This is a genomic window from Rhodoferax sp. (genome assembly GCF_030653815.1).
In the GTDB taxonomy this organism is placed as follows: Bacteria; Pseudomonadota; Gammaproteobacteria; order Burkholderiales; family Burkholderiaceae_C; genus Rhodoferax.
In genome coordinates, this window is record NZ_JAURYQ010000029.1 from 96,876 (window position 1) to 117,192 (window position 20,317).

17 protein-coding genes are annotated in these 20,317 nt (G+C 62.2%); all 17 read left to right on the forward strand.

The annotated features are described in order from the left end of the window. The first annotated feature begins 13 nt into the window (after positions 1-13). The gene (locus tag Q7U49_RS10290; protein ID WP_304764175.1) at positions 14-2,248 is read left to right on the forward strand and encodes a CHASE2 domain-containing protein; all 2,235 of its coding nucleotides are present in this window, start codon (positions 14-16) and stop codon (positions 2,246-2,248) included. Positions 2,249-2,252: 4 nt separating this feature from the next. Then, positions 2,253-3,899: an HD family phosphohydrolase gene (locus Q7U49_RS10295; protein WP_304764176.1), complete on the forward strand. Its 1,647-nt coding sequence runs from the start codon at positions 2,253-2,255 to the stop codon at positions 3,897-3,899. A gap of 7 nt (positions 3,900-3,906) precedes the next feature. Further along, positions 3,907-4,935, forward strand: a complete 1,029-nt coding sequence (locus Q7U49_RS10300) for a DMT family transporter (RefSeq protein ID WP_304764177.1) — start codon at positions 3,907-3,909, stop codon at positions 4,933-4,935. 23 nt (positions 4,936-4,958) lie between these two features. Then, entirely contained in the window at positions 4,959-5,672 is a 714-nt protein-coding gene (gene tsaB / locus Q7U49_RS10305; protein WP_304764178.1) for a tRNA (adenosine(37)-N6)-threonylcarbamoyltransferase complex dimerization subunit type 1 TsaB, read from the forward strand. Next, positions 5,669-6,166: a ribosomal protein S18-alanine N-acetyltransferase gene (gene rimI / locus Q7U49_RS10310; protein WP_304764179.1), complete on the forward strand. Its 498-nt coding sequence runs from the start codon at positions 5,669-5,671 to the stop codon at positions 6,164-6,166. Before tsaB ends, rimI begins: the two co-directional genes overlap by 4 nt. After that, positions 6,163-7,041, forward strand: coding sequence for a uracil-DNA glycosylase (locus tag Q7U49_RS10315; protein ID WP_304764180.1), 879 nt, complete (start codon positions 6,163-6,165; stop codon positions 7,039-7,041). The genes rimI and Q7U49_RS10315 overlap by 4 nt, the downstream gene beginning before the upstream one ends. Positions 7,042-7,050: 9 nt before the next feature. Continuing rightward, entirely contained in the window at positions 7,051-8,748 is a 1,698-nt protein-coding gene (gene argS, locus Q7U49_RS10320; protein ID WP_304764181.1) for an arginine--tRNA ligase, read from the forward strand. A 38-nt stretch (positions 8,749-8,786) separates the two neighbouring features. Continuing rightward, positions 8,787-9,386 (forward strand): SPOR domain-containing protein, encoded by a 600-nt coding sequence (locus Q7U49_RS10325; RefSeq protein ID WP_304764182.1) that lies wholly within the window; start codon positions 8,787-8,789, stop codon positions 9,384-9,386. Positions 9,387-9,445: 59 nt separating this feature from the next. Beyond that, positions 9,446-10,105 carry a thiol:disulfide interchange protein DsbA/DsbL gene (locus tag Q7U49_RS10330; protein WP_304764183.1) on the forward strand — a complete coding sequence of 220 codons (660 nt, stop codon included), beginning with the start codon at positions 9,446-9,448 and terminating at the stop codon, positions 10,103-10,105. Between the two features lie 106 nt (positions 10,106-10,211). Then, positions 10,212-10,844 (forward strand): lipopolysaccharide transport periplasmic protein LptA, encoded by a 633-nt coding sequence (lptA, locus tag Q7U49_RS10335; protein ID WP_304764184.1) that lies wholly within the window; start codon positions 10,212-10,214, stop codon positions 10,842-10,844. A 15-nt stretch (positions 10,845-10,859) separates the two neighbouring features. Beyond that, entirely contained in the window at positions 10,860-11,633 is a 774-nt protein-coding gene (gene lptB, locus Q7U49_RS10340; RefSeq protein ID WP_304764185.1) for an LPS export ABC transporter ATP-binding protein, read from the forward strand. Positions 11,634-11,652: 19 nt separating this feature from the next. Continuing rightward, complete coding sequence (gene rpoN / locus Q7U49_RS10345; protein WP_304764186.1) at positions 11,653-13,242, forward strand: RNA polymerase factor sigma-54; 1,590 nt, start codon at positions 11,653-11,655, stop codon at positions 13,240-13,242. After that, on the forward strand, positions 13,239-14,528 hold the full coding sequence (locus tag Q7U49_RS10350; protein WP_304764187.1) for a class I SAM-dependent RNA methyltransferase: 1,290 nt from the start codon (positions 13,239-13,241) through the stop codon (positions 14,526-14,528). Before rpoN ends, Q7U49_RS10350 begins: the two co-directional genes overlap by 4 nt. Next, positions 14,525-14,929, forward strand: a complete 405-nt coding sequence (locus Q7U49_RS10355) for a putative toxin-antitoxin system toxin component, PIN family (RefSeq protein WP_304764188.1) — start codon at positions 14,525-14,527, stop codon at positions 14,927-14,929. Before Q7U49_RS10350 ends, Q7U49_RS10355 begins: the two co-directional genes overlap by 4 nt. A gap of 118 nt (positions 14,930-15,047) precedes the next feature. Then, the gene (locus Q7U49_RS10360) at positions 15,048-15,830 is read left to right on the forward strand and encodes a hypothetical protein (protein ID WP_304764189.1); all 783 of its coding nucleotides are present in this window, start codon (positions 15,048-15,050) and stop codon (positions 15,828-15,830) included. A 125-nt stretch (positions 15,831-15,955) separates the two neighbouring features. Then, entirely contained in the window at positions 15,956-18,934 is a 2,979-nt protein-coding gene (locus Q7U49_RS10365) for an EAL domain-containing protein (RefSeq protein ID WP_304764190.1), read from the forward strand. A gap of 194 nt (positions 18,935-19,128) precedes the next feature. Next, a partial coding sequence (glmU, locus tag Q7U49_RS10370) for a bifunctional UDP-N-acetylglucosamine diphosphorylase/glucosamine-1-phosphate N-acetyltransferase GlmU (RefSeq protein ID WP_304764191.1) occupies positions 19,129-20,317 on the forward strand: 1,189 nt, incomplete at its 3' end.

Below are 20,317 nucleotides of genomic sequence, written 5' to 3' on the forward strand. Positions count from 1 at the left end.
TTCGGGTGGCAACATGAAAAAGACCGGTTTTCTGAAGCTTCATGCCATGCGCATCAGCCTGGGTTTGGCCATCGTGTTGCTGATGCTGCTCAACGCGGCGGGCGTGATCCCGCTCGGTTTTGTGCAACGGCTTGAGAACTACGCCTATGACCAGCGCCTGCAGTGGACCATGCCCGACACGGTGGACCCGCGCATCGTGATCGTCGACATTGACGAGCGCAGCCTGCAGGAGCAAGGCCACTGGCCCTGGCCACGCCATCAGATTGCCAAGATGATGGATGTGCTGTTCGACACCTACCAGATCGATGTGCTGGGTTTTGACGTGCTGTTTGCCGAGCCCGATGGCAGCTCGGGCCTGGGCCAGCTGGAACAACTGGCACGCACCGACCTCAAGGACAATCCGGCTTTCAATGAGGCGCTGGCGCGCCTGCGCCCGTCCCTGCGCTATGACCAGGTTTTTGCCGACGCGCTGAAAAACCGGCGCATTGCCCTGGGCTATTACTTTCGCCATGACGGGCAAGCCGACAGCCGGGTCGGCAGTCTGCCCAAGCCTGCGCTGGCGGCTGGCAGCTTTGATGCGGCACAAGTGGGTGCGGTCCAGGCCACCGGCTACGCCGCCAACCTCGAGGTGTTGCAGCAGGCGGCCGCCAGCGGCGGGTTTTTCAATGCCAGTCCGCTGGTGGACACTGACGGCGTGTTGCGGCGCATTTCCCTGCTGCAAATGCTCGATGGCGCGCTCTATGAAACGCTGAGCCTGGCGGTCACGCGGCTGGCCATGCAGGGGCCGGAGCCTGGGCTGAACTATGCCGACGGTGACAACAGCGCGCTGGCTCTGGAGTCGCTGCAACTGGGCAACCGGCGCATACCCGTCGATCAGGACATGGCGGCGTTGGTGCCTTACCGCGGCAAGCAGGGCAGCTTTGTCTATGTGTCGGCCAGCGACGTGCTACAGAAGAAAGTGGCCCCCGACGTGCTGTTTGGCGCCATTGTGCTGGTGGGGACCACCGCCCCCGGGCTGCTCGACCTGCGCTCGGCGCCCATGCAGGAGTCCTATGCCGGGGTCGAGCTCCATGCCAACATGGTTGCCGGCATGCTTGACGGCAACATCAAGGAGCGCCCGGCCTACGTGCTGGGGCTGAATCTGGTTTTCATCTTGCTCATGGGCGGTTTTTTGGCACTGTCCCTGCCCGCCCTCAGCCCGCTGGCCGCCACGGCACTGACCGCTGGCACGACACTGGCCATGCTGGCTGGCAACCTGTATTTCTGGCAGCTTCAGAACCTGATCCTGCCACTGGCCTCCAGCTTGGTGCTGATCAGCGCCTTGTTCATTTTCAACATGTCCTACGGCTACTTTGTCGACGCGCGCGGCAAGCGCATGCTGGCGCGCCTGTTTGGGCAATACGTGCCGCCGGAGCTGGTCGATGAAATGGCGAAAGACCCAGGCGCCTACAGCCTGGAGGGCAGCAGCCGCAACATGACCGTGCTGTTCTCGGACGTGCGCGGCTTCACCACCATCTCGGAAGGGCTCGACCCCAGGCAGCTAACCCAGCTCATGAACGAGTTCCTGACGCCCATGACCCACGTGATTCACCACCACCGCGGCACCATCGACAAGTACATGGGCGACGCCATCATGGCTTTCTGGGGTGCGCCGGTGCCTGACCCCCATCATGCGCGCAACGCCTTGCTGGCGGCCATGGAAATGGTCGCCAAACTCGACAGCCTGCAGGACCATTTCAAGTCCAGGGGCTGGCCCCCGGTCAAGGTCGGCGTGGGCCTCAACACCGGTGACATGACGGTGGGCAACATGGGCTCGGCATTTCGACTGGCCTACACCGTCATGGGTGATGCCGTGAACCTGGGCTCCCGGCTGGAGAGCCTGACCAAGAACTATGGCGTGGACATCATGGTGAGCGAATTCACCAGCGCCCGCGTGCCCGACTTCGCCTTCCGGGAGCTGGACTGCGTGCGCGTCAAGGGCAAGGACAAGCCCGTCAAAATTTACGAGCCCGTCGGACCTGAGAGCGATCTCAAGCCTGACGAACGTGAGGAGCTGGCGCTCTACAACGAGGCCCTCACGCGGTACCGTTCGCAACAGTGGGGACCAGCCAGGGAAGCGCTTGCACGCCTGCAACAGCTGGCACCCAAGCGCGCGCTTTACGCCCTGTACCTGGCGCGTATTGCGCACTTTGAGCAGCAACCCCCGCCCGCGGACTGGGATGGCACCTACACCTTTTTGACAAAATAGCGCCATGACAAGCATTTCAAAAAATACCGACCCGAACACGGTTGAGGGTTTGCTGGGGCGACTCGAACAGCTCAACGACATCGGCGTGGCGCTGTCCCGGGAGCGCGACATCACGAGCCTGCTCGAGTACATCCTGCTGGCGGCCAAGGGCATCACCCGGGCCGACGGCGGCACCATCTACAGCAAGGTCGTGGGCGCGAACAGCCTGCGTTTCGAGATCCTGCGCACCGATTCGCTCAACATCGCCATGGGCGGCAGCGCCAGCCAGCCGATCAACTTCCCGGACTTGCCGCTGGTCAATGCCAACGGCGAAGCCAACGACTCACTGGTGGCAGCCTACGCCGCGATTCACCGTGTCACCGTCAACATTGAGGACGCCTACAGCGAGCCGAACTTCGACTTTTCAGGCACCCGCAAGTTTGACCAGAACACCGGCTACCGCTCGCAATCCTTCCTGACCGTGCCCATGTGCAACCAGGACGGCGACGTGATTGGCGTGCTGCAATTGCTCAACGCCCAGAAGCCCGACAGCACCGAGGTCACCACGTTTTCCAAGGCCGACCAGCAACTGGTCGAGTCACTGGCATCCCAGGCTGCCATAGCGCTGAGCAACCGGCTGCTGATGAAGCAGCTGGAAGACCTGTTCGAATCCTTCATTGACATGATCAACATGGCCATTGACGAAAAATCACCCTACACCGGTGGCCACTGCCAGCGCGTGCCGGCCCTGACCATGATGCTGGCCGAAGCCACGGCACAGCACCAGGATGGCCCGCTGGCGGGGTTTTCCATGACCGAAATGGACCGCTACGAGCTCAAGATTGCCGGTCTGCTGCACGATTGCGGCAAGATCACCACGCCGGTCCACGTGGTCGACAAGGGCACCAAGCTGCAGACTTTGTTTGACCGCATTGCGCTGGTGGACACCCGTTTCGAAGTGCTCAAGCGCGACGCCGAAATCGAAGCGCTGCGCCGCCAACTGGCGTTGCGCCCTTGTGCAGATGAAGCCGCCGAGCGTGCGAGCATGGTCGAGCTGTACAACCAACTCGGCAAGCTGGACGATGAACGCAGCTTTTTGCGCACCGCCAACTCGGGTGGCGAGTTCATGAGTGATGCCGCCGTGGCGCGGGTGCATCACATTGGCAGCCATTACCAGTGGCGCAACCCGGACGGCCTGCCAACCAACTTCCTGTCAGCCGACGAAGTCGACAACCTGAGCATCCGCAAAGGCACGCTGACGCTGGCCGAGCGCGACACCATCAACTACCACATCGTCGCCACCATCAAGATGCTGGAGAAGCTGCCCTGGCCCAAGCACCTGCAAAACGTGCCCGAGTTTGCCGGCGGCCACCATGAGCGCATGGACGGCAAAGGTTACCCCAAGGGACTGACGCGCGAACAGATGTCGGTGCAGGCGCGCATCATGGGCATCGCCGACATCTTCGAAGCCCTGACCGCCTCGGACCGGCCCTACAAGCTGGGCATGAAGCTGTCGCAAGCCATCCGCATCATGGTCAAGATGAAAGAAGACGGCCACATTGACCCGGATTTGTTCGATGTCTTCATCCAGCAAGGGATTTACCTGCGCTACGCCCAGCAGTTCGTTGACCCGAACCAGATTGACGAGGTGCCGTTGGCGCACCACGGATAATTCGGGCATGCCAACGCCATCCGCTCCCGTCTCCCGCCTCTCGCCGCGAACCATTGGCACGTCCGCGGCCGTGATCACGGTGCTGAGCTGGACCTCGTTCATTCTGGTTGCCCGCGCCTCGGCCGACCCGGCACGTGGCGGCTTGCTGACACCGCTGGACCTGGCATATTGCCGCATTGTGGGCGCGGCCCTGATCCTGCTGCCCTGGGGGGCTTACCTGGTGCGCCAGGACCGGGCTCGCGGCCTGACAGGCTCTTCCTGGCTGGGCTTGTCGCCGCTGTCACGGCGCGTCACCGTCTCGGTGGGCCTCTTTGGCGGCTTGCTCTACGCCATGCTGGCTTACAGCGGCTTTGCCTACGCCCCGGCGCTGCATGCCTCGGTGCTGATGCCGGGCAGTTTGCCGCTGTGGACGGCGTTGCTGGCGGCCTGGCTGCTACGCGACCACATCACACCGGCACGCGCCACGGGTTTGGCATTGATCGTGCTGGGTGACTTGCTGGTGGGCGGTTTGAGCCTGTTGCGTGCTTTTGAGGGCGGTCAGGTCTGGTTGGGCGACCTGCTGTTCATGAGCGCAGCCCTGTGCTGGGCCACCTACAGCGTGCTGGCGCGCCACCATGGGCTGGATGCCGTGCGCGCCACCATTGCCATCACCACCTTTGCTGCCGTCACCTATGTGCCGGTGTACAGTGCGCTGGCCCTGACCGGCGTGGTGCAGGCCCAGATCTTTACCGCGCCGCTGCGCGAGGTCTTGTTTCAGGCCAGCTTCCAGGGCTGGGGATCCGTGGTGATTTCGGGCATCACGTTCACACAGATGATCCGTTACTTCGGGCCCGTGCGCTCGACCATGATCACGGCACTGGTACCCGGCCTGTCGGCCATTGGCGCCGTGCTGATCCTGGGCGAGCCCCTGCACTGGAACCTGGTGGCCGGTCTGCTGCTGGTCACGGCCGGCATTTTGTTCGGAGTCCGGGCCACGCGGCTGACCGCCACGCCGGGCACGGTGTTGCCGAACTTGCAAACCAGCACGGGACGCTGACGCATGAAGCGCGAGGTCACCCCATGAATTTGTTGGCATTCGACACCAGCACCGACACCCTGTCCATCGCCGTGCAGCATGGCGCCCTGGGCGCAGCCGGGCTCTACCAACACACAGCCGCCGGTGGCGCGCAAACCTCGACCCACCTGATTCCCGAGATCCGGCGCCTCATGGCATTGGCGCAGATGCGCTTGCAGGATCTGGACGCCATCGTCTTTGGCGCCGGTCCGGGCTCGTTTACCGGTTTGCGCACGGCCTGTGCCGTGGCGCAGGGACTGGCGTTTGGCGCGGCGGTGCCGGTTTTGCCCGTCGACACCCTGCTGGCCGTGGCCGAAGAGGCGCGCTGGCAGTGCGGTGACGCGCAAAACTTCACTGTCACCGCCCTGCTGGATGCCCGCATGGACGAGCTCTACACGGCGGATTACGGGTTTGCATCCGACCACTGGACCCAAAGCAGCCAGCAGCGCCTGATCAAGCCCGAAAACCTGGACTGGAACGGCATCCATGTGCTGGCCGGCAATGTGTTTGAGGGCTATGGTGCGCGACTGCCTGCGCCGGCTGCGCGCACCTTCGCGCTGCCAACTGCCACCGCGTTGTTGCGCCTGGCGCCTGGCCTGTTGGCCGCCGGCGCTGGCGTGTCAGCCGAGCACGCGCTGCCGACCTACATTCGCGACAAGGTGGCACAAACCACGCTGGAGCGCAACGCCAGCAAGGCGCTGGCCGGGCTGGCCCCATGAACGCCGCCGTCCCGACCCGGCAGGTCCGTTTTGAGGCCATGACCGAGAGCCAGCTGGAGGCCGTCACGGCGCTGGAACAACAGGCCCACCCCCATCCCTGGCAGAAAAGCCACTTTGCCGACTGCCTGGCCAGTGCCTACCCAACCCAGCTGCTCATGGCTGAGGACACCTTGCTGGGCTATTTTGTGGCCATGAAGGGCGTTGACGAAGTGCACTTGCTCAACCTGACCGTGGCGCCAGCCTACCAGCACCAGGGCTGGGCCAGGCTCATGCTCGACGCATTGGCCCTGTGGTCAAGCGGCCAGGGCGCGCAGTGGCTGTGGCTGGAAGCACGCCAAAGCAACACCCGCGCCATTCACGTTTACAAAGCCCACGGTTTTCGCACCGTCGGCGTGCGTCGCCAGTATTACCCGGCAGCATCGGGCGCACGAGAAGATGCCGTGGTCATGAGCCTGCCACTGAAAGCCGCGCCCGCGCAGGTGCCCGCGCCATGAGCCTAAGTCTGGATGCACGCCAGCGCGCCATGTTGCAGGAGATGGGCGTGCGCGTGTGGGCGCCGCTCACTGCACCGGAATCGCCAGCCGAGTTGATTGCCCCTGCCAAGCCCCAGCGCGCATCGGAGCCCGAGCCAGCGGCGTTGCCTGACGCGCCGCCGCCCGTCGTTGACGTGCGCCCCAGCGTCCCGTCACAAACCCTGCCAAGCCCGAGCCGGGTGACCGAGTTGGCCAGCGGCATTGCCCACATGGACTGGCCCGCCCTGACCGAGGCCGTGCACCACTGCCAGGCCTGCGCCATGTGTCTGGGCCGGCGCGCGCCCAGCCTGGCCGCGCCGCCGCAAACCACACCCTGCGACTGGATGGTGGTCGGCGACCCACCGGATGAAGCGCAGGAGCGTGCCGGCCAGCCTTTTGTGGACGACGCCGGGCTGCTACTCGACAACATGTTGCGCGCGGTGGCCGTGCAGCGCTGGAACCCTGAAGCCGACGCAGGCCCGAACCAGGCCGCCGCGTCGCGCGCCTACCTGACCCATGTGCTCAAGTGCCGCCCGGCCCTGATGCGCGCGCCCAACGCCGCGGAACTCGGCACCTGCGCTCACTTTCTGCGCCGTGAAATCGCCCTGACGCAACCCAAGGTGATCCTGGCCATGGGGCGTTTTGCCATGCAATTGCTGCTCAGCGACACCCCGCCCGAGCAGGCTCGGCTGCCGCTGGGCAAGTTGCGCGGTCAGGTCTGGCGCTTTGCCGATGTGCCGGTGGTGGTGAGCTACCCGCCGGCTTACCTGTTGCGCAACGGCCCTGACAAGGCCCGCGCCTGGGCCGACCTGTGCCTGGCCCGCGCGGTGGCCACCGGCCAGCTGACCAACCCGTAAAATCCGGGCATGTTGATCGTTAAAACCCAATTACTTGATGCCCTGCGTGACGCGCTGGAAGCCATCCAGCCCGGCGCCGGCGTCAAAGCCGCCTTTGAGTCGCCCAAGGTGGCCGCCCACGGTGACCTGGCCACCACGGCCGCCATGCAGCTGGCCAAGCCACTCAAACAAAACCCGCGGCAACTGGCCGAGAACCTGTGCGCCGCGCTGCGCAACACCCTGCCCTACCAGACCTGGGTCGAGTCGCTCGACATTGCCGGACCCGGCTTCATCAACATCAAGCTCAAACCCGAGGCCAAGCAGCAGGTGGTGCGCGCGGTGTTGTCGCAAGGCAAGCGCTACGGCGCCCAGGCCGACAACGGCCAGCGCATGCTGGTCGAATTTGTCTCGGCCAACCCGACCGGCCCCCTGCATGTGGGCCACGGCCGCCAAGCGGCGCTGGGCGACGCCATTTGCAACCTGTTTGACAGCCAGGGCTGGCAGGTTTACCGCGAGTTTTACTACAACGACGCCGGCGTGCAAATTGCCACGCTGGCCACCAGCACGCAACTGCGCGCCCAGGGCTTCAAGCCGGGCGACGCCTGCTGGCCCACCGACCCCGACAACCCGGTGAGCAAAAACTTTTACAACGGCGAGTACATTGCCGACATTGCCACCGACTTCCTGGCAAAAAAAACCGTCAGCTCGGATGACCGCGCCTTCACCGCCTCCGGCGACGCGGCTGACGTTGAGAGCATCCGCCAGTTTGCCGTGGCCTATTTGCGCCACGAGCAGGACCTCGACCTGTCGGCCTTTGCCGTCAAGTTCGACAACTACTACCTGGAAAGCAGCCTCTACACCAGCGGCCGGGTGGATGCCACGGTGAAGCGCCTGGTCGAGGCCGGCAAGACCTACGAGCAGGACGGCGCGCTGTGGCTCAAGTCGACCGACTACGGCGACGACAAGGACCGCGTGATGCGCAAGCAGGATGGCAGCTACACCTATTTTGTGCCTGATGTGGCCTACCACATCAGTAAATGGGAGCGTGGCTTCCAGAAGGTCATCAACATCCAGGGCACTGACCACCACGGCACCATTGCCCGCGTGCGCGCCGGCTTGCAGGCCGCCAATGTCGGCATTCCGCAAGGCTACCCCGACTACGTCCTGCACACCATGGTGCGGGTCGTCAAGGGCGGCCAGGAGGTCAAGATCAGCAAGCGCGCCGGCAGTTACGTGACCTTGCGCGACCTGATCGAGTGGACCAGCAAGGACGCGGTGCGCTTCTTCCTGCTGAGCCGCAAGCCCGACACCGAATACACCTTCGACGTTGACCTGGCGGTGGCCAAAAACAACGACAACCCGGTCTATTACGTGCAGTACGCCCATGCCCGCATTTGCTCGGTACTGGCCAGCTGGGGCGGTGATGTGGCCAGCCTGGGCCACGCCGAGTTGGCGCCACTGCAAAGCCCGCAGGCGCAAGCCTTGATGCTGCTGCTGGCCAAATACCCCGACATGCTGAGCGCCGCAGCCGAGGGGTTTGCACCGCACGACGTGACGTTCTACCTGCGCGAACTGGCCGCCTGCTACCACAGCTACTACGATGCCGAGCGCATTCTGGTCGACGACGAGGCCCTCAAACTGGCCCGGCTGGCGCTGGTGGCGGCCACGGCCCAGGTGTTGCGCAATGGCCTGGCCATGCTGGGTGTCAGTGCGCCGGAAAAAATGTAAACCTTGATTCACTCACCGACGACGAGCATAGACAGCACATGAAACAACAACGCGGCGGCACTTTTTTGGGATTCATCCTTGGCCTATTGGTCGGCCTCGGCCTGGCGCTGGCTGTGGCGGTCTACGTGACCAAGGTACCCATGGTATTTTTCAACAAGGCCGCCAGCAGCAACGCCACCCAGGATGCCAACGAGCTTGAAAAGAACAAGAACTGGGACCCCAATGCGCCGCTGTATGGCAAAAATCCGGCCAAGCCAGCGGTTCCGGCTGACATTGCCGTGACCCCACCTGCCGCCAATGCGCCAGAGAACAAGCCGGCTGTCAGCGCGGACCCCTTGGGCGACCTGGTCAAGGCCCGCGCCAAGGGCAGCGCTGCCTCAACCCCGGCCAACACACCCGATCCCTTCACCTATTTCATTCAGGTCGGCGCCTTCCGCACACCCGAAGATGCCCAGGCGCAGCGTGCCAAGCTGTCCCTGAGCGGCATCGAGACCCGAATTTCCGAGCGTGAGCAATCCGGCCGCACGGTGTACCGTGTCCGCATGGGCCCATTTGACAAACGCGAAGAAGCCGACGCCGCCAAAGCCCGACTCGACGGCGCAGGCATCGAGACCGCTCTGGTGCGCGTGCAACGCTGAACTTTGTCGCCGTTGCACGCTCTGACCTGGTCCCCAACCCAGCTACAAGGAACATCCGCATGCAACGTCGTCGCTTTGTCGCCCAGACCGGATCACTCGCCATCAGCGCCGCACTGCTGAGCCCCGGCGTTTCGCAAGCCCAGGCGCAAGCCAATACCCCGCGCGCCGGCACAGATTTCAACGCCCTGAGTCGGCCAGCCCCGGTCGAGGCACCTGCCGGTCAGATCGAACTGGTTGAATTTTTCTGGTACAACTGCCCGCACTGCAATGCGTTTGAGCCGGTGTTGGCCGAGTGGGTTAAAAAACTGCCCACGGACATTGTTTTCAAGCGTGTTCCGGTCGCCTTTCGCGATGACTTCGTGCCCCAACAGCGCTTGTATTACGCGCTTGAGGCGCTCAATTTGCTTGACAGCCTGCATGCGCGCGTTTTTGCCGCCATTCACGTCGAAAAGAAAAACCTGAGCCAGCCGCCCGCCATCGTCGACTGGGTGGTCAAACAAGGCGTTGACGCCAGCAAATTCATCGAGCAGTTCAATTCGTTTTCCACCACCACCAAGGCCACGCGCGCCCGCCAGTTGCAGACGGCCTATCAGGTCGAAGGCGTGCCTGCGCTGGGCGTGGCCGGGCGTTATTACACCGACGGCGCACTGGCCAAGAGCATGGGCCGGGTGTTGCAGGTGGTTGAGCATTTGATCGACCAGATTCGACGCGGCAGCTGAGTCCGGCTGCGTCGCGTGACGGCGCCGACAGAATTGGCAGGCCAGGCCGTTTGAAGCGGCCCTGGCCGCTACAATCTTGCAAACTTCACGCAAGAATCATGCCTTTATGAAAAACCGACTCCCCTCCTGGTTTGTACTTTGTGCGCTGGTGCTGTCCGCCGGGATGGTCCAGGCTGAAAAAGCCGATCGGGACAAGCCCATGAACATCGAGGCCGATGCGCTGCGTTACGACGAGGTCAAACAGCTGAGCATCTTCACCGGCCAGGTGGTCTTGACGAAAGGCACCATCCTGATCCGCGGCGCCCGACTGGAAGTGCGTCAGGACCCCGAGGGCAACCAGTATGGGGTGGTCACGGCAGAACCCGGAAAACGTGCGTTTTTCAAGCAAAAACGCGAGGGGCTGGACGAAACCATCGAGGGTGAAGGTGAAACCATCGATTACGACAGCCGTCAGGACACGGTCAAATTCATTGGCCAGGCCCAATTGCGGCGCTACCAGGGCGCCAAACTCAACGACGATTTCAATGGCGGCATCATCGTTTACAACAACCTGACCGATGTTTTCACGCTCGACGGCGCGCCAGCGTCGGGCGCCAAGACCAGCACCGGCCAACCCGGTGCGCCAGCGGGCCGGGTGCGGGCCATGTTGACACCCAAGACGGGGCCGGCACTTGCGCCGGCGCCCGCAGCGTCGACGCCGCTGCGCAGCAGCCCCGAATTGAACGATGCCAAGCGCTAAGCGGGTCGCGCTGCCATGACGACGCCCCTGCCTGACGCCGCCGCCTCCGAGAGTCGCCTGGAGGCGCACCACCTGCAAAAATTCTACGGTAGCCGCAAGGTTGTCAAGGACGTGTCGCTGACCGTGCGCAAGGGCGAAGTGGTCGGTTTGCTGGGCCCCAACGGCGCCGGAAAAACCACCTCGTTCTACATGATCGTCGGGCTGGTGCGGGCCAGCGCGGGAGACATCACCATTGACGGCCAGTCGGTCGAGCACATGCCGATTCACCGGCGCGCACGCCTGGGCCTGAGCTATTTGCCACAGGAAGCTTCCATTTTCCGCAAGCTCAACGTGGCCGACAACGTGCGCGCCGTGCTCGAACTGCAACTGGATGCACAAGGCAAGGCCCTGAGCGGGGCCGAGATTGAAAAACGTCTGACCGCGCTGCTGCAGGACTTGCGGGTCGACCATCTGCGCGACTCGTCCGCCCTGGCGCTGTCCGGTGGCGAGCGCCGGCGGGTGGAGATTGCCCGCGCCTTGGCCACCCAGCCCCGTTTCATTTTGCTCGACGAGCCTTTTGCCGGCATTGACCCGATTGCCGTGATCGAGATCCAGCGCATCATCTCCTTCCTGAAAAGCCGGGGCATTGGCGTGCTGATCACCGACCACAATGTGCGTGAAACCCTGGGTATTTGCGACCACGCCTTCATCATCAGCGACGGCAGCGTGCTGGCCAGCGGAACTCCCGCCGAGATCATCAATAACGTCGATGTGCGCCGGGTCTACCTGGGCGAGCACTTCCGGATGTAACGATGACCCACACACACCCATGAAACAGGGCCTCTCGTTACGCACCTCCCAGCACCTGGCGCTCACGCCGCAGTTGCAACAATCCATCCGTTTGCTGCAGCTGTCCACCATGGAGCTGAGCAGCGAGGTGAATCAGATGCTCGACGAAAACCCGTTCCTGGAACGCTCGGAGGAAGAAGCGGACCGGGAATCCTTCGGCTTGGCACAAGCCGATACCGCCATCTGCCGTAATGACCGCGAGCAGGAATCTGCCGCCTATACCGGTGTTGATGACCATTACACATCGCGGGTGAGTACCGAGACAGCCTCCGAAGAACCCGTCACCACGATGGAAGAAGCGCCGAGCTGGGACGGCGATGGCAGTGTCAGCCTGAGTCCGGACGACAGCGAATGGGGTGGCGAGGCCAAGGCGCGTGGCAACAACCTCAGCGGTGACGACGAGCTGGATGCCACCGAGCTGGCGCGCAGCCAGGAGACCTTGCAAAGCTTTTTGCAGCGCCAGGCGCTGTCCCTGCGCCTGGGCACCGAAGACCGGGCGGCACTTTACTTTTTGATCGAGTCGCTCAACGACGAGGGCTACCTGGAAGACGATCTGACCGAGCTGGCGCGCGGACTGGCCGGTGATGACGCCGAGCAGGTCGAAGACCTGGTGCATCACTTTACGGTGGCACTGGGCTTGCTGCAAAGCCTGGAGCCTGCGGGTGTTGGCGCCAGGGGTCTGGCCGAATGTCTGCGCCTGCAACTGCAGGCGCTCAAACTCAACCCTGCGTTCGAGGCCGACACGGTGCAGGTGGCCTTGCGCATCTGTGCCCAACCCATGGACTTGCTGGCGCGACGCGACATCAAGCACCTGATGCCGCTGTGCGATGCCAGCGATACCCAGGTGCGCGCCGCCATCACCCTGATAGGACGGCTGGAGCCCAAACCGGGCCGCCGCTTTGTCGATGTGGAGCGCAACATTGTGGTGCCCGACGTGTTGGTGACTGCGGTGGGGCAAGGTCCGATGGTGAAGTTTCTGGTGCGTCTGAACCCCGAGGTCATGCCACGCCTGCGCGTGCACGACATATATGCCAACGCGCTCAAAGGCCACAAGGCTGTCGGCAACGACGCCGCCAACTTTGCCGCACTGCAGCAGCGCCTGCAGGAGGCGCGCTGGTTCATCAAGAACATCCAGCAGCGTTTTGACACCATCCTGCGCGTCAGCAGCGCCATCGTGGAACGTCAGAAAAGCTTTTTTGTGCATGGTGAACTGGCCATGCGCCCGCTGGTGCTGCGCGAAATTGCCGACGAATTGGGCCTGCACGAGTCCACCATCAGCCGGGTCACCACCGCCAAGTACATGGCCACCCCGTTCGGCACTTTTGAGTTGAAATACTTTTTTGGCTCGGGCCTGGGCACCGACTCGGGTGGCAACGCATCGAGCACCGCCGTGCGCGCCCTGATCAAGCAATTTGTCGCCGCCGAAAGCCCGAAAAAACCGCTCAGCGACAACCAGTTGTCCGACATGCTGAAAGAGCAAGGCATTGAATGCGCGCGCCGCACCGTGGCCAAATACCGCGAAGGCCTGCGCATTGCGCCGGCCTCACTCAGAAAATCCCTATCCTTATGAACCAGCTCCAACTCTTTCTCCCCTGCGCCGCCGGCGTCGAGGACTACCTGGCCCCCGAAGTGCTGCGCATCACCGGCTTGCCGCCGGGCTGCATCACCAAACAACGCGGTGGCGTGGCGGTGCGCACTTCGCTGGCGCAGGCCATGCTGCTGAACCTGCACAGCCGGCTGGCCCAGCGTGTTCTGGTGCTGCTGAGTTACACCGAATACCGGGGCGAACAGGACCTGTACCGTGCGGCCTCTGAAGTGGCCTGGGAGCGCTGGTTCACGCCGCGCGAATCCATCAAGGTCGAGATCACCGCGCAGCACAGCCCGTTGACCTCGCTGAACTTTGCCGCGCTCAAGATCAAGGACGCGGTGTGCGACCGCTTTCGTGCCGTGGCCAATGGCGTGCGCCCGGATGTCAACACCCAGTGGCCCGACGTGCGCATTTACGCCCACCTGACCACCGACAGTTGTTCGCTCTACATCGACACCTCGGGCGAACCGCTGTTCAAACGCGGCTGGCGCGAGGACAAGGGCGACGCGCCCCTGAAGGAAACCCTGGCTGCGGCCATGCTGGCCGCCAGCGGCTGGCTTGAGGGCGACGCCGATTTGCTGCCGCTGTATGACCCCTGTTGCGGCAGCGGCACCATCGTCATTGAAGCGGCGCAGATGGCCTGCAACATTGCGGCTGGCAGCCGCCGCCGTTTTGCCTTCGAGAAGTACGTGCCGTTTCAAAAGCAGGTCTGGGACACCCTCAAGCGGGAGGCCGTGGCGGCCGAGGTGGTGCGGTCGCCCGACCAGAAACCCATCATCTTTGGCAGCGACGTGGCACACCGCATGGTCGATTTTGCGCAGCGCAACGCGGCGCGCGCCGGGGTCGCCGATGTGATCGAGTTTCGCGGCGGCGATGCCCTGCAACGCCTGCCCCCCATTGATGTCAGCAGCACCGGCGGTGGCGTCATGGTGCTGAATCCACCCTATGGCGAGCGCATTGACGTGGGTGGCGTCGCCAAAGGCGGGCCGCGCGATGCAGGTGGCTTTGAAGACGAAGCCAATGTGCCGCGCTTTGGCGCCCGTGAACTGCCGCAAACCGAGGGCGCGGGTGAATTCTTCAACCAGCTCGCCAGCCACTGGAAGAAAAACTATTCGGGCTGGACCGCCTGGGTGCTGACGCCCGACCTGAAACTACCCGGCAAAATGCGCCTGAAAGAAGCCCGCCGTGTGCCAATGTGGAACGGCCCCATCGAATGCAGGTTGTTCCGCTTTGACATGGTGGCGGGAAAAATGGCTGGAAAAGCATGACACCGGTGGTGCTCGACACCAACATCGTGCTCGACGCCTTTGTTTTTGACGACCCCGCGGCGCGCGCGCTCAAGTCGGCGCTGGCCGCACGGCAGCTCGAATGGATCGCCACCAAAGCCATGCGCGACGAGCTGGCGCGTGTCCTGTGTTATCCCAAAATCGTGCCGCGCATGGCCTTTTACCAAGTCACGGCCCAGCATGTCCTGGCCCAGTTTGATGGCCAAGCCACGCTGGTCGACACCGCGCCCAAGGCCAGCGTCACCTGTCGCGACGCCGATGACCAGAAGTTTATCGACCTGGCCGTCAGCCATCAGGCCCTGCTGCTGAGCAAGGACCAGGCGGTGTTGTGCATGAGAAAAAGGTTGTCAGCATTTTTTGTAACAACGCAATCAGCCTTGTAACAAATCGCATCGAATCATGGGTATGCATATTCTTGCCGCCTAAGTAAACTTTGACGCGTCGAACGGACCATCCTGGTCCGTAAGGCTTGTTCAACTTAACTTTTGCGAGGAAATCATCATGATTCACCATGCCATGTCAGAAATCTCCAAGGCCCACCACTTCAACACGCTGTCGTCACCTTACGGCGCACCCCTGGCAGCGAGCCTGCCTGAAGAGTTGCTGCCTTTTACCGTCCGGCTGGTTCGCAACAAAGAAGACCTGAACAAGGCGGTCGAAATTCGTCATGCAGCCTATGCACGGCACCTGCCCATGTTCGCGGAAACGCTCAAAACAGCCGAAACCGATGATGCCGAAAAAGGTGTGGTGATATTGCTGGCTGAATCCAAGTTGGATGGCTCGCCGCTGGGCACCATGCGCATCCAGACCAACCAGTACCAGCCGCTGTGTCTGGAACAATCGATCGACTTACCAGAATGGCTCAAGTCACGGTCCCTGGCAGAGGCCACCCGCCTGGGCGTCACGAATGAAAAAGGCGGGCGACTCGTCACCACCGTGCTGTTCAAAGCCTACTACCAATATTGTCTGCAAACCGACGTGGAATGGATGGTCGTCACTGCGCGCGCACCGGTTGACCGGACGTATGACCGTTTGCTGTTCAACGATGTCTTTCCGGATGCGGGCTACATCCCGATTCACCACGTTGGCAACCTGCCGCACCGGGTGATGTCATTCAATGTCAACACCGCCAAAGATCGCTGGACCCAAGTCAAGCACCCCTTGCTAGGCTTCATGTGCAGCACCTTTCATCCAGACATTGACCTCAGCAGTCAACGCCAGCCCTGCACCCCGTCAATGACCTTGTCCACATTCCCACTTGGTGATGCCATGCTGCCCATGTGAGCAGCCAGGGCCGGGAACCCGACCAGCGGGGCAGCACCCGGCCCTCTTCTTGCTCCAGGCATGCACAATAATCGAAGACGGCCTTATCATCTCAAGGTCGAAATTGGAAAAAAGCAAAGAACCAAATGGTCAAACAAGCCACGTTGTACCGCAAGCGGATGGATCAACTTCACCAAGGCCTGGATCTGCTGCTGTATGCCCTTTCAACCTACGCGCTGCCCGTTGTGATCGGACTACTGTCTTTGCTGGCACTTTTTAGCTGGAAATCACAATACGCCGTCACCGCCCCACAACAATTGCGAATCCAGGTGGTTCAAGCGTCGGCCAACATTCAGGAACCGGCACAAGCGCTGGCGCAGTTGCAGAATCGCCCCTTGAGCCCGTTCCACGACACCCGACTTTCAGAGGCCCCCGTCTGGCTTTCTTTCGTGGTGCCCAAAAATGTCGGAAATGCGCCACTGATGGTCGAATTCCCGTCGCGGCATGCCATGGACGTAACGTGCTGGGATGCCGGCACGCTGAGTTCGCTGGGCAGCGGCAGCCGCCATGGCACGGCAGGCAGCATCTCCGCAGTTAAGGCGGGGTTTGCACTTGAAGTCGATCCTGCGTTGACCGACCGGGCCGTGGTATGTCGCAGCAGCGCCACGGGCCCAGCCCGGCTTTCGGTCTTGCGGTGGCAGGCCGCTGATCTTGAAATTTCTGCCCTGGAGTTCCACCGCAAGTCGGGCCTTCTGGATGGCGGCATTTTGCTTTTGGCCGGCTTCATCCTGATCACCGCCCTGATCAACCGAAATGGCCTGTACATCCTGTTCTCAGCCTGGCTCGTGATGAATTTGCGGATGGCCTCGCTTTCTGCCGGTTGGGACTCGCAATGGTTGGGCAACACCGTGCCGCAAGAATGGCTGGTACAGGCACGGTCGATCACCTTGACCCTCTACTACATCCTGACGCTGACACTTTTCACATCGCTGTTCAAGGAAGACTTGTCACTTGTCGGCTACAAGCTCATCGTGAGGGTGGCGCAATGGACCTGTCTTCCCCTGCTTCTTTTATCCATTGCTTTGCCTTATGCCTTGTTCTTGCCAATGATCTGGTATGTCGCCGGCGTTGGCATTGCCATGTTGATATTTCTGCTGATTCGCATTCTCAGGAAAACAAAATCCCGCGTTGCCATCTGGTACGGCACGGCCATCAGCATCACGCTGGTCGCCAGTCTGTACGAGGTGCTGGCTGCGGCGCTCGGTATCAAGGGGTTGATTGGATCGGTCAACAGCGTCACCGCCGCCCTGTCATCGAGCCTGTTGACTGCGCTGGCAATTGCTGAACATATGCGACTGGAGCATGAACAGCACCTGCAAGTGCAGGCCGAGCTGGCGCACACTTTTGAGGCCATGCCGATCGGCCTGTTTACCCTTGACCTGCACGGCCGGTTCCTGAGCGCCAACCCGGCCCTGCTTGACATGCTGGGCCCCAATGTTCTGAAAAATCAGGGTAAAAACTGGCAACAGTATTTCGCCAACGGCGCCTGGACCATGCTGCATCAAATGGTTTTCAACAAAACCCAGGATGAGATGGAAATCAACGGACGAGCGCTCCCAGGCACTGCTGGCAGCAAACGTTTTCTGGTCAAGGCAGCCCTGGCGCGCGACAAGATCGAAGGCTCCCTGCAAGACATCACCGAAAAGTCCCGGGCCTCGGCAGACCTGGAGTTTCTCGCCAGCCACGATTCACTGACCAAGATTCTGAACCGGCGCGGAATCGAGCAGGCGCTGACGCGTGCCATCGCCAGGCTGCCTGAAGACAAGGCACTGGCGGTGGCCTACCTCGACCTCGACCGGTTCAAGCTCATCAACGACCTGTTCGGCCACGGGGCTGGCAATGAGGTGCTGCAGCAAGTGTGTAGGCGGGTCTCGGACATGCTGTCACGCGATTTTCAGTTTGGCCGCGTGGGGGGTGATGAGTTCGTCATCGTGTTCCCGGCGACACCCATCGCCATGGCCTCAGCGCTCTGCACTGGCCTGATCGACAGCATCGGCAACACAACTTACCGTGTGGGCGACAACGCCTTCAACGTGCGCTGCTCAATCGGACTGATTGAGGTCAGCCCCGGCATGCAGTTCAACGATGCCATGTCAACGGTCGACCGCGCCTGCCGCCAGGCCAAGTCCGCGCAGGGCAGCCTGGTGGTGTATGAAAAGGATGCCCCTGCCTTTGCGCAGCATGAGGCTGAACTGAAATTGATTGCCCTGCTCGCCACCCCTTCGGCCACCGACGGCCTGTATCTCGAAATGCAACCCATCATGTCGCTCACGGCACCCCATGAATCGCTCAATTTCGAGGTGCTGCTGCGCATGCGCGACCCGCAGGGCCAAACCATCCGCACCGACCACCTGATCGCAGCGGGTGAGGCGAGCGGTCGCATGGGCATGATTGACCGCTGGGTCCTGACGAGCACACTGGACTGGCTCAACAGCCATGAAGATCAGATGCAACACACCAAATTCATCTGCATGAATTTAAGCGGCGCCTCACTCAACGACGAAGAGTTTCTTGAAGAAATCTACGCCATGCTGGAGAAAAACCTGCATCTGGTCGGCAAGTTGTGCCTTGAGATCACTGAAAGTGTGGCGCTGCACGATCTTGACAATACCCGCCGCTTTGTCAACAAGGTGCGGGGTTATGGTGCCAAGGTGGCGCTGGATGACTTCGGCGCGGGTTACACCTCGTTTTCCTATTTGAAGGAATTCAAGGCAGATCTGCTCAAGATCGACGGCAGCTTCATCGTTGACATGAACCAGCACCCGGCCAATATCGCGATCGTCGAGGCCATTGTCAGTCTTGCCAATAACCTGGGCATGAAAGTGATCGCCGAGTGGGCCGAGGACAATGCCACAGTGCAAACGCTGACCGAGATTGGCGTCGACTATGTGCAGGGGTTTGCCATCGCCCGGTCACAACACCCCGACAAAATGATCTCGGCCGAGTCGTCGGCCAGCTTCATTCAAGACGAGGAACTGGCCCACTATGTGGCCCTGATCGGCAAAGCCAACCCAGCGCAGCCCATGGTGGATTTGTTTTCTGTCGTGCCGCGCAAGGTGCATTGAATGCGGCCATCAGGCTCCAGCTCAAATTAGTCGACAGGCCAACCACGGCGATGGTGCATGGCAGGTGCAGCAGGCGGCGCAGCGTGGCAGTGTCTGTGTTCATGGGTGGTTTTCCTTTGTCACCCGGCGAGCTCCACCCGCCCCGATAGCGATAATCAAAACAAGTTAAATCTTATTGCGCTATGGAGCAACTCATGACAGGGAATTTAAATAACAGCACGACACCCCCGGTGGATGTCGTCATCATGGCCGCCGGCAAGGGCACGCGCATGAAAAGCAGGCTGCCCAAGGTCTTGCATCAGCTGGCCGGGCGCGCTCTGGTGCAGCATGTGGTCGACACGGCGGCGGACTTGTCGGCGCGCCAGGTCACGGTCATCACCGGCCATGGCGCCGAGGAAGTAGAAGCGGCGCTGAAGGCCAGTGCGAAAGGCGAGTTTGTGCTGAATTTTGTGCGCCAGGAGCCCCAGCTGGGCACCGGCCACGCGGTGCAGCAAACCGTGCCGGTGCTGCAGAACGATGGCGTGGTGGTGATCCTATCGGGCGACGTGCCGCTGACGCAGGCCGACACCTTGCGGCAGCTCATTGCCGCCAGTGCGGGCACCCAACTGGCCTTGCTGACGATTGATTTTGCCAACCCCACGGGTTATGGCCGCATTGCGCGCAGTGGCGACGCGGTGCAGTCCATCGTCGAGCAAAAAGACGCGACACCCGAGCAACTGGCCATCACCGAGGTCTACAGCGGCATCATGGCCGTGCCCGCGCTGCAGCTCAAGCGCTGGCTGGCGCGGCTCGACAACCACAATGCCCAGGGCGAGTATTACCTGACCCAGATCGTGGCCTTCGCCGTGGCCGACGGGGTGCCGGTGGTGGCGCACAAAATTACCGATGCGGTCCAGGTGGCCGGCGTCAACAGCCCGGTGCAACTGGCCGAACTGGAGCGCGCCTGCCAGCAGCGCCTGGCGCTGCAACTGATGGAGCAAGGCGTGCGCCTGGCCGACCCGGCGCGCCTTGATGTGCGCGGCCAGCTGCAGTGCGCCCAAGACGTGTCGATCGACGTGAACTGTGTCTTTGAAGGCGAGGTTTCACTGGGTGAAGGCGTGCGCGTGGGCGCCAACTGCGTCATCAAAAACGCCAGCATTGCGGCCGGTGCCGTGATCCATCCGTTCACCCACATCGAGGGCGGCCAACCCGGCAGCAAGGACGCGGTCGAGGTCGGCGCCGGTGCCCTGATCGGCCCGTTTGCACGCCTGCGCCCCGGTGCCCGACTGGGGGCCGAGGTGCACATCGGCAATTTTGTCGAAGTCAAGAACTCCACCCTGGCCAAGGGCGCCAAGGCCAACCACCTGGCCTACCTGGGCGACGCCGACGTGGGCGAGCGGGTGA